General features: G+C 75.5%; 7 protein-coding genes. 6 read left to right on the forward strand and 1 reads right to left on the reverse strand.

Annotated features, from left to right (window positions below; genetic code table 11):
* The first annotated feature begins 10 nt into the window (after positions 1–10).
* The 5 genes from nuoL to J5O08_RS16225 all read left to right on the forward strand — a co-directional run bounded on the left by nuoL (position 11) and on the right by J5O08_RS16225 (position 8,406).
* On the forward strand, positions 11–1,924 hold the full coding sequence (gene nuoL / locus J5O08_RS16205; protein ID WP_218707927.1) for an NADH-quinone oxidoreductase subunit L: 1,914 nt from the start codon (positions 11–13) through the stop codon (positions 1,922–1,924).
* Between the two features lie 10 nt (positions 1,925–1,934).
* Complete coding sequence (locus J5O08_RS16210) at positions 1,935–3,554, forward strand: NADH-quinone oxidoreductase subunit M (RefSeq protein ID WP_218707928.1); 1,620 nt, start codon at positions 1,935–1,937, stop codon at positions 3,552–3,554.
* Positions 3,551–5,326, forward strand: a complete 1,776-nt coding sequence (gene nuoN / locus J5O08_RS16215) for an NADH-quinone oxidoreductase subunit NuoN (protein WP_218707929.1) — start codon at positions 3,551–3,553, stop codon at positions 5,324–5,326. Before J5O08_RS16210 ends, nuoN begins: the two co-directional genes overlap by 4 nt.
* A 47-nt stretch (positions 5,327–5,373) precedes the next feature.
* Entirely contained in the window at positions 5,374–6,381 is a 1,008-nt protein-coding gene (locus tag J5O08_RS16220; protein ID WP_218707930.1) for a polyprenyl synthetase family protein, read from the forward strand.
* 282 nt (positions 6,382–6,663) lie between these two features.
* Positions 6,664–8,406, forward strand: a complete 1,743-nt coding sequence (locus J5O08_RS16225) for an RDD family protein (RefSeq protein ID WP_218707931.1) — start codon at positions 6,664–6,666, stop codon at positions 8,404–8,406.
* Positions 8,407–9,072: 666 nt separating this feature from the next.
* Here J5O08_RS16225 and eccCa read toward each other — a convergent pair.
* On the reverse strand, positions 9,073–13,050 hold the full coding sequence (gene eccCa, locus J5O08_RS16230; RefSeq protein ID WP_218707932.1) for a type VII secretion protein EccCa: 3,978 nt from the start codon (positions 13,048–13,050) through the stop codon (positions 9,073–9,075).
* A 260-nt stretch (positions 13,051–13,310) separates the two neighbouring features.
* Between eccCa and J5O08_RS16235 the strand changes: the two genes are divergently transcribed.
* On the forward strand, positions 13,311–13,589 hold a 279-nt coding region (locus J5O08_RS16235; RefSeq protein ID WP_218707934.1), incomplete at its 3' end, for a hypothetical protein.

The following is a 13,589-nucleotide window of genomic DNA, read 5'->3' on the forward strand; positions in this document are numbered from 1 at the left end:
GACTGTGGACGTGAACTCCCTCGCCCCGCTGCTGGTGGCGGTGCCGCTGGCGAGCGCGGCGGTGCTGCTGCTGCTCGGGCGGCGCTCCGACCGCTGGGGCCACTGGCTCGGCCTGCTGGCGTCGACCGCGGCGTTCGTCGTCGGCTCGCTGCTGCTGGTCGAGCTGCTCGGCCGGCCGGCGGACGACCGCTCGATCGACGTGCACCTGTTCGACTGGATCCAGGCCGGTCGCTTCGACCTGTCGGCCGGGCTGCTGGTCGACCCGCTGTCGCTCACCTTCGTCCTGCTGGTGACGTTCGTCGGCTCGTTGATCCACCTCTACTCGGTCGCGTACATGGCGCACGACGCCGCGCGGCGCCGGTTCTTCGCCTACCTGAACCTGTTCATCGCGGCGATGCTCATCCTGGTCCTCGCGGACTCCTACCTGCTGCTGTTCGTCGGCTGGGAGGGCGTCGGCCTGGCGTCGTACCTGCTCATCGGGTTCTGGAACCACCACACCCCGTACGCGGTCGCGGCGAAGAAGGCGTTCGTCGCCAACCGGATCGGCGACATCGGCCTGCTGGTCGCGCTCATGCTCATGTTCGCGACGTTCGGCTCGGTGGACTTCGCGTCGGTCTCCGCCGGGATCGACGGCGGGCTGGCGTCCACCGCCACGCTCACCGCGATGGGCCTGATGCTGCTGCTCGCCGCGTGCGGCAAGTCGGCGCAGTTCCCGCTGCAGTCCTGGCTCGGCGACGCGATGGCCGGCCCGACCCCGGTGTCCGCGCTCATCCACGCGGCGACCATGGTCACCGCCGGCGTCTACCTGATCGTCCGGTCCGCGCCGGTGTTCGAGGGCGCGCCCACCGCGCAGCTCGTCGTCACGATCGTCGGGGCGATCACCCTGGTGTTCGGGGCGATCGTGGGCTGCGCGAAGGACGACATCAAGAAGGCGCTCGCCGCGTCGACGATGTCCCAGATCGGCTACATGGTGCTCGCCGCGGGCCTCGGCCCGGTCGGGTACGCGTTCGCGATCTTCCACCTCGTGACCCACGGCTTCTTCAAGGCCGGCATGTTCCTCGGCGCCGGGTCGGTGATGCACGGGATGGACGACCAGACCGACATGCGCCGGTTCGGGGCGCTCCGGAAGTACATGGTCATCACCTGGGTGACGTTCGGCCTCGGCTGGCTGGCGATCCTCGGCGTCCCGCCGTTCTCCGGCTTCTGGTCGAAGGACAAGATCATCGAGTCCGCCTTCGTCGTGCCGGAGGGCGCCGGCGAGTGGCGGGCCTGGCTGTTCGGCGCGGTCGCGCTGATCGGCGCCGGGATCACCGCGTTCTACATGTCGCGGCTGTTCTTCATGACCTTCCACGGGAAGAAGCGCTGGACCCAGGACGCCGAGGGGCACGAGCCGCACCCGCACGAGTCGCCCGCGCTGATGACCATCCCGATGGTCGTGCTCGCGATCGGCTCGGTCGGCCTCGGCTTCGTGCTCCAGCTCGGCGGGGGGTTCACCACCTGGCTCGAGCCGGTCACCGGGCACGTCGAGCACCACGAGCCCGTGCTGCCCGTCCTGGTCATCCAGGTCGTCACGCTGCTGGCCGTCGCCGTGGGCCTCGTGCTCGCCTGGCGGCAGTACGCCTCGCTGCCGGTGCCGGAGACGGCGCCGCAGGGGTCGCCGCTCACCCGCGCGGCCCGGGTCGACCTCTACCAGGACGCCGTCAACGACGCCGTGCTGGTCGAGCCCGGCCGCCACCTGACCCGCTCGCTCGTCTACGGGGACCGCACCGCCGTCGACGGGACGTTCACCGGGCTCGGCCGCCTCACGGTCGGGATCGGGGAGCTCGTGCGCAGGCTGCAGACGGGCTACGCCCGCCAGTACGCCGCCACGATGCTGCTCGGCCTCGTCGTGCTGGCCGTCGTCGTCCTGGCACCTCGGATCTGAGGGGAAGTCGATGTCGTCCACCGTCGCCACCACGGACGTGCCGTGGCTGACCCTCCTCATCGTGTGGCCGCTCGTCGGCGCGCTGGTCCTGTGGCTGCTGCCGCGGGGGGCGCGTGCCGCGAGGTCGGCCGACGCCGAGGTCATCGCCGCCGGGCCGCGGCGGTACACCCGCCAGATCGCCCTCGGCGTCGCGCTCGTCGAGGTCGCCCTCGGCGTCGGCGCGCTGCTCGCGTTCGACACCGGCGCCGCCCGGGTGCACCAGCTGAGCGAGACCCACGCCTGGATCTCCCAGCTCGGCGTCTCGTACGCGGTCGGCGTCGACGGCGTCGGCCTCGCGCTCGTGCTGCTCTCGGTCGTGCTCGTGCCGGTCGTGATCCTCGCCGCCTGGCGGGAGCAGGGCTCCGGCGCGCTGCCCACCGAGCGGCTGCGGCACTACCTGGCGCTCGTCCTGGTGCTGACCGCGTTCATGGTCGCGGTGTTCGCCGCCCGGGACGTGTTCCTGTTCTACGTGCTGTTCGAGGCCATGCTGATCCCGGTCTACTTCATGATCGGCGCGTTCGGCGGGCCCCGGCGGCGGTACGCGGCCGTGAAGTTCCTGCTGTTCTCGCTCGCGGGCGGGCTCATCATGCTGGCGGGCGTCATCGCGCTCTACCTGCAGGGCCCCGGCGGGCCGCAGGGCTTCCTCACCGAGAACCTGACCGGGCTGGACATGCCGGTGGGGACCGAGCGCTGGCTGTTCCTCGCGTTCTTCCTCGCGTTCGCGATCAAGGCCCCGATGTTCCCGGTGCACACCTGGCTGCCCGACGCCGCCGAGCAGGCGCCCGCCGGGACCTCCACGCTGCTGGTCGGCGTGCTGGACAAGGTCGGCACCTTCGGGATGCTCACGCTCTGCCTGCCGCTGTTCCCGGCGGCGTCCCGCTGGGCTGCGCCGGTGATCATCGCGCTGGCCGTCGTGTCGATCCTCTACGGGGCGCTGCTCGCGATCGGCCAGCAGGACCTGTTCCGGCTGGTGGCGTACACCTCGGTGTCGCACTTCGGGTTCATCGTGCTCGGCATCTTCGCGTTCACGTCGACCTCGGTCGCCGGCGCGTCGTTCTACATGGTCAACCACGGGCTCTCGACCGGGGCGCTGTTCCTTCTGGTCGGGTTCCTCGCGGCGCGCCGCGGCTCCGCCCGGATCGAGGACTTCGGCGGCCTGCAGAAGGTCACCCCGGTGCTCGCCGGCGTGTTCCTGGTGACCGGCCTGTCCGCGCTGTCGCTGCCCGGCCTGTCGACCTTCGTTTCCGAGTTCCTGGTCCTGGTCGGCTCGTTCGGCACCAACCGCGCCGCGGCGGTGGTCGCGGCGCTCGGCGTCGTGCTCGCCGCGATCTACGTCCTGTGGACCTACCAGCGTGTCTTCACGGGCCCGGTGCGCGGCGACCTCGCCGGCACCCGGGACATCGGCGGCCGCGAGCGGTGGGTCGTCGGCCCGCTCATCGCGATCATGCTGGTGCTCGGCTTCTACCCGGCGCCGGCGCTGCGCCTGGTCGACGAGCCCGCCGCGCAGACCGTCGTGCACGTGGGCGGCGAGCCGCCCGCGGTCGAGATGCCGATCGCCGTCGACGGCGACTCCGAGGGGAGCGAGCAGTGAGCTTCACCGTGCCCGACATCGCGTGGGCCCAGCTCACGCCGGTGCTCATCGTCCTCGGCGCCGCCGTGGTCGGCGTGCTGGTCGAGGCCCTCGTGCCGCGGCGCGTGCGCCGGGTCGTCCAGCTGACGCTGACCCTGGTCGCGCTCGCCGGCGCCGTCGTCGCGGTCGCCGCGCTCTGGGACGGCGTCGCCGACACGGGCGGCACCGACGTGCTCGGCGGGTCGCTGCTGGTCGACGGCCCGACCCTGGTCCTGTGGGCCACCACCGCCGTGCTGGCGCTGCTGGCCGTGCTCGTGATCGCCGACCGCACCGCCACCGGCGAGGACGCGTTCGCCCCGCAGGGCGCCGCGGTGCCCGGCTCCGGCTACGAGGAGGCGGCGCGCGCCGCGGGCCTCGAGCAGACCGAGGTCTACCCGCTCGTGCTGTTCGCCACCGGCGGCATGCTGATCTTCCCGGCGACGGGCGACCTGCTGACGCTGTTCGTGGCGCTCGAGGTGCTGTCGCTGCCGCTCTACCTGCTGACCGGGCTGTCCCGGCGGCGCCGCCTGCTCAGCCAGGAGGCGTCCATGAAGTACTTCCTGCTGGGGTCGTTCGCGTCCGCGCTGCTGCTGTTCGGCATCGCGCTGCTCTACGGGTTCTCCGGGTCGCTCCGGTACGCCGAGATCGCCGACGCCGTCCGCACCGTGTCCGGCATGGACGGGCTGCTGCTCGCCGGGTCGCTGCTCGTGCTCGCGGGGCTGCTGTTCAAGGTCGGCGCCGTGCCGTTCCACTCCTGGACGCCGGACGTGTACCAGGGCGCGCCCACCCCGATCACCGGGTTCATGGCCGCCTGCACCAAGGTCGCCGCGTTCGGCGCGCTGGTCCGGGTGTTCTACACGGTGGTGCCGGACCTGCGCTGGGACCTGGAGCCGGTGATGTGGACCGTCGCGATCGCCACCATGGCGGTCGGCACGGTCGTCGCGCTCGTGCAGACCGACGTCAAGCGGGTGCTCGCGTACTCGTCGATCGCGCACGCGGGCTTCGTGCTCACCGGCGTGGTCGCGCTGGTGCAGTCCGGGATCACGGCGGTGCTGTTCTACCTGCTCGCGTACGGCGCGGCGACGGTGGGGGCGTTCGGGATCGTGTCGCTCGTGCGGGAGCGCGGGGCGGTGCGGTCGGGTGCCGGCGCGACGGCCCGGGTGCCGGCGCTGGCGTCGGCGGGCGCTTCGGCCGGAGCGACCGGCGGTGCCTCGGCCGGGTCGACGGTGGACGTCGTGGGGACGGGCGCGGGTGCCGACCGTGCCGATGCCGTGGCCGCCACCGACGGGGAGGAGCCGCCGGTCGAGGCCGAGGGCCCGATCCTCGGCGAGGCCACGCACCTGTCCCAGTGGGCCGGCCTCGGGCGGACCAACCCGGTGCTCGCCACCACGTTCGCGCTGTTCCTGCTGTCGTTCGCGGGCATCCCGCTGACGGCCGGGTTCACCGGGAAGTTCGCGGTGTTCTCCGCGGCCGTCGAGGGCGGCGCCTGGCCGCTCGCGGTCGTCGGCGTCGTGGCCTCCGCGGCCGCCGCGTTCTTCTACGTGCGGATCATCGTCCTGATGTTCTTCACCAGCCCGCACGGCGGCCCGCGCGACGACGCCGACGACGAGGCCCGCCCGGGCGCCGTGGTCGTCGCGTCGCAGGGCTTCGCCGTCGTCGCCATCGGCGCCTGCGCCGTGCTCACCGTGCTGCTCGGCGTGCTGCCCGGCCCGGTCCTGGACGCCGTCGCGGGCGTCGCCCAGCTCCTGCCCTGACCGCTCTCCCGTCCGCACGCGGCCGTGCGGCCAGATAGGTTCGACCCGTGACTTCCCCGACCGCCCTGCCGCTCGCCGACCCCGTGCTCGCCGAGCGCATCGCGGGACGCCTCGACGTCGTCGAGGAGCGTCTGCGCGCCGCCGTCGCGTACGCGGACCCGCTCGTCGACGACGCCGCGCACCACCTGGCGAACGCCGGCGGCAAGCGCCTGCGCCCGCTGCTGACGCTGCTGTCCGCCGAGCTCGGCGGCACCGCGGGCTCCGACGACGTCCTGGACGCGGCCGTCGTCGTCGAGCTCACGCACCTGGCGTCGCTGTACCACGACGACGTCATGGACTCCGCGCCGCTGCGCCGCGGCGCCCCCGCCGCGCACGAGGTCTGGGGCAACAACGTCGCGATCCTCGTCGGGGACCTGCTGTTCGCGCGCGCCTCCAGCACCGTCGCGCACCTCGGCCCGGAGGCCGTCATCATCCAGGCCGGCACCTTCGAGCGGCTGTGCCTCGGCCAGCTGCACGAGTCCACCGGCCCCGCCGCGGACGACGACGCCGTGCAGCACTACCTGCACGTGCTCGCCGACAAGACCGCGTCCCTCATCGCCACCTCCGCGCGGCTCGGCGCCATGTACGGCGGCGCGTCCCCGGAGGCCGTCGAGACCGTCGCCGCGTTCGGCGAGCGGATCGGCGTGGCGTTCCAGCTCGCCGACGACGTCCTGGACCTCACCTCCGCGGGCGACGTCTCCGGCAAGACCCCCGGGACCGACCTGCGCGAGCAGGTGCCGACCATGCCCGTGCTGCTGCTCCGGGAGCGGGCCGCCACCGGCGCCGACCCCGCCGACGCCGAGCTCGTCGCCCGCCTCGACGGCGACCTGTCCGACGACGCCGTGCTCGCCCGGGTGCTGGCCGACCTCCGCGCGCACGACGTGGTCCGCGAGACCCGGGAGCGGGCCGCCGCGCTCGTGACCGAGGCCGTCGACCTGCTCGCGCCGCTGCCGGACGGGCCGGTGAAGGACTCGTTCGTGTCGTTCGCGGACGCGCTGGTCGACCGGGCGTCCTGACCCGCTGACGGCTTCGGGGGGAGCGGGATGAGCACGCCGGACGTGGCGGGCGCGGCCGGGGGCGGCGCGGGAGCGCAGGTCTGCGCCGTCTGCGGCGCGGGGCTGGAGCCGGGCGCGGCGTTCTGCGGCACGTGCGGGACCCGGGTCCCGGCGGCGGATGTACCGGGTGGCGGGGCGCCGGGTGGTGTGGCGGCGGGCGACGTGGTGCCGGGTGGCGGGGCGCGGCTCGACGGCTCTGCCGCGCGAGTGGATCCCTCCGCACCGACACGCCCGGGCGAGTCGGTGCGAACGGGTCCATTCGCGCCGGGGTCCGGGACGGGTCCGGGGTCGACGCGCGGGGCCGGGGCCGGGGCGGCGGCCGCGCCGGGCTGGTCGCTGGGCGCCGACGTCGACGACGCCGTCGCGCCGGTGTGGCGCCGGCTCGTCGCGCTGGTGGTCGACCAGGCGCTGGCCGTGCTCGTCGGCAGCGCGGGTCTGCTCGCCGTGCTGCCCGCGCTGCGTTCCGACGGGTCGGTCGGCGCGCTGCTGGTGCCCGGCCTGCTCCTGCTGCTGCTCGCCGCGGGCCAGTGGTTCGCCGAGGCGTTCGGGGGTCGCACGGTCGGCGGCGCGCTGCTCGGCACCCGCACCGTGTCCGCCCGGACGGGCCGTGCGCCCGGCCTGTGGGCGGTGCTGGTCCGGAGCGTGGTCCAGGCCCTCGGCGTCCTGCTCGGCGGCGTCGGGGTGTACGTCGTCGCGGGCTCCGGGGCCTGGGACGAGGGCCCGGAGCAGCGCGGCTGGCACGACAAGGCCGCCGGCACGCTCGTGCTGCGCGCGCGAGCGCCCCGCCGCGAGGACCCCGTTCCCGCGGCGGCGACCCCCACGACCGCCGCGCCTGCGCCCGCTGTCCGACCGTCGGGCCCCACGTCCGGCCCGCCACGCTCGACGGCGACCCCGTCGTCCGCCGAGGTCGCCCGGCCCGCCGCGACCGCGCCGCGCATCACGCCGACCTCGGGCCCCCCCGCGCCCGCCGCACGGACCTCGGGTCCGCCAGCGTCCGTCGCCCCGACCTCGGGCCCGGCCGGGCCCGACGCTCCCACCGCGGACGCTGCGTCGGTCGAGCCGGATGTCCCCACCCGGTCGCCGGACGCGCCCGCCGAGCGCGAGGCGTCAGACGCTCCGCGCGAGCCGGTGCCCGCGCCGGTCGCTGCTGCCCCGGTCGCACCGACCCCGGTGTTGGAGGTGCGCGTCCGCCCCGAGCCGGCGCCCGTCGTGCGCGAGGACCTCGCCGCGCCCGTCGCACCCGCTCCCGTAGCCCCGGCGCCGGTCGACCCCGTCACTTCCGCCGCCCCGTCGGCGCCCGCCGCCGCGTCGGACGGTCCGGCACCGCTCGCAGCCGCCTCGACGCCGCCCCTGCCCGACCCGGAGCCCACAGTTCCGGCCCCGGGCGTCGCGCTCGACCTACCCCCGACGCCCGTCGCGGACAGCGCCGCCCGCCCTCCGCGGCACGCGGCGCCGACCCCTCCCGAGCCCGCGGCCCCGGTCGCCGCGCCGTCTGCGCCAGACCCGGCGGACGCCGCCACTCTCGCCCCGCCCGCCGCCCCAGTCCCGTCGGACGACATCCCCCTCGGGCTCCCGGACGCGACCGTCCCGACCGCCGACCTCGGCGACCTCGAGCACACCCGCGTCGGCCGCTGGGCGGGCTCTCTCGACGCGGCGTCGTCGACGCTCGCCCTGGTGCTCGACACCGGCGACCGGGTGGCCGTCACCGGCCCAGGCCTCGTCGGACGCCGCCCGGTGCCCGGGGCCGAGCAGTGGGCCCACCTCGTCACGATCGACGACCCGGAGCAGTCGGTGTCGTCGACCCACCTGGCGTTCTGGCCGGTCGACGGCGGGCTCGACGTCGTCGACCGCGGCTCCACCAACGGCACCGTCCTCCTGGACGCGGCGGGCAAGCCGTGGAGCCTCCCGCCCGGGCAGCCGGCCCGCGTCGGCGCCGGCTGGACCCTGGTCCTGGGCAGCCGCCGCATCACGGTCACTCCGGCCTGACCCCGAGGCCAGACGGGCGCGTCCGAGCCCCGGCAGGCCCGCTCGACCTCACCGAGATCTGTCGACCTCGCCGCAGGGGGAGGCACATGCGCCGAACGCGGTCGTCGGCGCCGAGCGCGGCAGCTGGAAGTACCGCGCTCGGCGGGAGGTACCGCGTTCGGCGGGAGGTACCGCGCCCGGTCGCGCAGCCGCCGTCGGCGGGGGCGACGCTCACCCGGTGCGGATGAGGTGACGCCCGCGCTCACGGCGGCAGCATGGTCGCAGCCGGGTCTCCCGGCAGGCGCGCCGCCCCGGGGCCGGGGGGACCGGGGCCGGCCGCGCCGCCCGCACGCCGTGCTCGACGCCGGACCGCCGTCGCTCCGCGCCGAGCCCGGCCTCCTCTCCCCGCGCGGCGCCCTGCGCCCCGCGCCGAGGGCCTCAAGTGCCTACCCGACACGTCGAGCGCCTATCCGCGGGGTAGGCACTCGACGTGTCGCACAGGCGCTCGACGGCAGGGCCGCCTGCGACCTCGCCCGACCAGGACGGCGCGAGCGAGCAACCGAGGCGTCGATCGAGTAGTCCGCGGGTGCTCGCTCGACGTGCCGGTTGCCCCCTCGCGGCGCGCAGGGCGGGGCTCACGACGCGCGCCCGCCGCACAGGGCGCACGGGCGCGCCGCCGGCCCCGCGTCAGAGGGTCGGCGGGGTCCAGGCCAGCTGGACGACCTGGCGGCCCTCGTCGCGGGTCACCAGCTGCGCGCGTCCCGCCACGGACGGCACGGGCTTCGCCCCGCCGACCAGCGCGCCCTCGTCCGGGCTGCCGGACATCACGATGCCCGGCGCCGCCAGGTCGCGGAGCGCCTGGAGCACGGGCTCGTACATCGCGCGCCCGGCGCCGCCGGACCGACGGGCGAGCACCAGGTGCAGGCCCACGTCACCGGCCTGGGCCAGCAGCGGGACGAGCGGCTGCAGCGGGTTGCCCGTGGTCGTCGAGACCAGGTCGTAGTCGTCGACGATCACGTACACCTCGGCGCCGGTCCACCACGAGCGGGACCGCAGCTGCTCCGGCGTGACGTCCGGCCCGGGCAGCCGGCTGCGCAGGTACTCCGCGAGCCCGGCGATCTCGGACGCCGCCTGGTCCTGGGTCGTGAAGTAGCCCGCCAGGTACTCGTCGGGGATCTCGCCGAGCAGGGACCGCCGGAAGTCGACCGCGAAGATCTGCGCCTCCTGCGGGGTGTGCAGCCGCCGGACCTCGGACGCCACGGCGCGCAGCAGCGCGGACTTCCCGGAGCCGCCGTCGCCGAACGCGTACAGGTGCGGCTCCTCGGCGACGTCGATCCCGACCGGCGCGAGCGCGGCCTCGTCGATGCCGAGCAGCAGCCGGCGCGCGTCGGCGCGGGCGTCGGACCGGACGTGGTCGAGGGTGACCTCGTCGGGCAGCAGCCGCAGCTTGGGGCCGGAGGGGCCCTGCCACGCGGCGTTCACGGTCTCGATGAGGTGCGCGACGCCGGCGCCCAGGGTGTCGGGCGAGGAGTCGCCGTCGACGCGGGGGAGCGCGGTCAGCACGTGGTGCTTCGACACGGCGAGGCCGCGGCCCGGGCGGTCCTTGGGGACGTTGACGGCGACCTTGCGGTCGATCTCCGAGTCCATCGGGTCGCCGAGCCGGAGCTCCAGCCGGGTGCCGAACAGGTCCTTGACCTGGGTGCGGAAGTCCATCCAGCGCGCGGCCGACGCCACGAGGTGCACGCCGAACGTGAGGCCGCGGCCGGCGAGCGCCTGGATGCGCGGCTCCAGCTCGTCGAACTCGGCCCGGATGGTGGACCAGCCGTCGACGAGCAGGAACACGTCGCCGTAGCCGTCGTCGGCGGTGCCCTGCGCCCGGCGGGTGCGGTACGTCTCGATGGAGTCGATGCCGTTCGCGCGGAAGTACCGCTCGCGCTCGTCGACGATCGACTCGACCTCGGCGACGGTGCGGCGCACGACGTCGGGCTCGGCCCGGGACGCGACGCCCGACACGTGGGCGAGGCCCGCCAGCGGGGCGAACGTGCCGCCGCCGAAGTCGAGCACGTAGAACTGCACCTCGAGCGGGGTGTGCGTGAGCGCGAGCGCCGTGACCACGGAGCGCAGCACGGTCGACTTGCCGGTGCGCGGGGCGCCGACGACGGCCATGTGGCCGGCCGCGCCGCCGAGGGACACGGTGAGGTTCTCGCGGCGCTGCTCCAGCGGCCGGTCGACGGTGCCGAGCGGGACGGTGAGCGTGCCGGCCGACCGCCAGCCCGGGGACACCAGGCCGAGCCGCGGGTCGGCGACCAGGTCGGGCATGAGCTCGTCGAGCGTGCGGGGGACGACCAGCGGCGGCAGCCACACCTGGTGCGCGGGCGGCCCCTGGTCCTTCATCCGCTGCACCGCGATGTCGAACGTCGCCCGCGACTCCTCGGGCTCGGTCGCGACGACCTCGGTGGACGCCGGCTCGGCGACGACGCCGCCCAGCACGGGCGCGGCGGTGAACGACTCCAGCCGGGCAAGCCCGGTGCCCGCGACGGTGCCGCCGGTGGCGGTGCGGCGGCGGGCCTTCGGCGGACCCGACACGTAGGCCGCGCGGAACTGGATCATCGTCGTGGTGTCGGGCTTGAGGTAGCCCATGCCGGGGACCGGCGGCAGCGTGTACGCGTCAGGGACGCCGAGCACGGTGCGCGACTCGGCGGCGGAGAAGGTGCGCAGGCCGATCCGGTAGGACAGGTGCGACTCCAGGCCGCGCAGGCGACCCTCCTCGAGGCGCTGCGAGGACAGCAGCAGGTGCATCTGCAGCGACCGGCCCAGGCGGCCGATCGTGACGAACAGGTCGACGAACTCCGGCTTCGCGGACAGCAGCTCGGAGAACTCGTCGCAGACGATCAGCAGCGCGGGCAGCGGCGCCAGGTCGGTCCGGCCGCCCCTGCGCGCCTTCTCGTAGTCGGCGACGTTCGCGAAGTTGCCCGCGGCGCGCAGCAGCTCCTGGCGGCGGACCATCTCGCCCTGCAGGGCGTCCTGCATGCGGTCGACGAGCGTGAGCTCCTCGCCGAGGTTGGTGATGATCGCGGAGACGTGCGGCATGTCGGCCATGCCGGCGAACGTCGCGCCACCCTTGAAGTCGACGAGGACGAAGTTGAGGTCCTCGGACGAGTGCGTCATCGCCAGCGCCAGCACCAGCGTGCGGAGCACCTCGGACTTGCCGGAGCCGGTCGCGCCGATGATCAGGCCGTGCGGGCCCATGCCCTGCTGGGCGGACTCCTTGATGTCGAGCGCGACCGGCTGGCCCTGCGGGGTGACGCCGATCGGCACCCGGAGCCGGTCGCGGGGCAGGCGCGGCCGCCAGGCGACGTCGAGGTCGAGGTCGCGGACGTCGCCGACGCCGAGCAGGTCGACCAGCTCGGACGACACCTCCTCGTCGCCGCGCTCCGGGCCCGACTCGACGTGCAGCGGCAGCAGACGGCGCGCGGTGGCCTCGGCGTCCGCGACGGACATCTGGTCGCCCTCGACCCGCACGGGCGGGTTGCCGAGCCGCAGCACGTCGACCGGCGCGCGGACGGCGTCCTCGGTGGCGACCGCGCCGCCGACGTTGAGCCGCAGGGTCGTCGGCTCGTCGAGCTCGTCCCAGCGGTCCGGCAGCTCGAGGACGGTCACGCCGAGCACGCCGTCGGTGGTGAGGATCGCGTTGCCGACCGGCACGTGCCCGCCGTCGACCACGACCAGCACGTGCGGCAGCGGCGCCTCGGCGGCGTAGCCGAACCGCGGGCGGTCCGTCAGGTCCTCGGGGAGCAGCGACTCGACGTCGGCGAGCGTGGTGCCGATCATCCGGGCGGCGCCGACGGCGTCCCGGGACCGGGTCGAGTGCGCGTGCGGCAGCCACTTGACCCAGTCCCACTCGGGCAGCGCGGCGTCGCTCGCGACGACGGCGATCTGCAGGTCCTCGGGTGCGTGGAACGTGGCGAGCTGGCTGACGACGGCCCGGGCCAGCGCGCGGGACTCCGCGGCGGCGCCGGTGACCTCGATGCGGGCGACCGACCGGACGTCGAAGGCCATCGGCACGCCCTGCTGGACGCGGTGCGTCACCAGGAACCGGTGCGCGGCGGACGCGGCCACCGGGTCGAGCTGCGCCAGCGGCGGGGTCTGCGGGGCCTCGAGGTCGAGGCAGAGCGGCTGCGCCCCGACGCCGACGCGCGCGACCAGGAAGTCGTCGTGCTGCGACCGCCGCTCCCACACGCGGGTGCGCTCCTCGGCGACGGCGGGCAGCGCGCGGGGCTCGGGGGAGGTCCACTCCGCGGCGCGGCGCTGGGCACCCGCGGCCTGGCGGACCGAGTTCCGCAGGTCGGACAGGTAGGCCAGGTACTCGCGGCGGGCGCCGACGACCTGCGCCTGGTGCTGCGAGCGCTGCCGCCAGCCGTTGACGCCGACGAACCCGAGCGACGCCAGCAGGAACATGCCGGCCGTGATGAAGCCGCGCGGCCCGGGCTGGGTGGTCGCGACGAACACGATCGAACCGACCGACCCGAGCATGGGGATCGCGTTGGCCAGCATCCCGCTGATGCCGTCGGAGGCCTGGATCTCGGGCGGGGGCTGCAGGACGACCTGTCCGCTGGGGACGGCGGGCGGCTCGAGGCGCGTCCCCTGCTGCGGCGCGATCGACATCGTCGGCGCTCGGTCCCTCCTGCCGGGCGGGGAGCCAGACGCCCCCCGACGTTCCTGTGGCGTCAACCTACCCGCACGGGCGCGCGCGGGGCGGTCGGCGTTCCACCGTCCGGGCGATCCTGGCCACGGTCCCCCCGGACGGGGGGACGGCCGGGGTGCTGACCGGCCCTGACCGCATAGCATGACTGGCGCCGCGCCCGGGGGCGGGCGGGACCGCCGCCGACGCCCCGCCGGGCGCGCGACCGGCGGAGGGAGAGCGCGTGACGGTGCAGTCGACCGGCGCACCCCTGACGCGCGTCGCCGTGCACCTGGGGGCCCGCCGCCTCGACGTCGCCCTGGACGCCGCCCGCACCCTCGGCGAGCTGCTGGCCGCCGCCGGGGTGCCCCTCGTGCCGGGGATGCTCGCGCTCGACTCGTCCGGCCGCGTCCTCGACCTCGCCGCGCCGGTCGCCGCGCAGGTGGCCGACGGCGCGGTCGTGCACGTCGTCGCGCCCGCGCCGCGCCCGCGCGGCCGTGCTGCCCGCGCGCGGGCCGGCTGG

This window comes from Cellulomonas sp. PS-H5, from assembly GCF_019265565.1.
Lineage (GTDB): Bacteria > Actinomycetota > Actinomycetes > Actinomycetales > Cellulomonadaceae > Cellulomonas.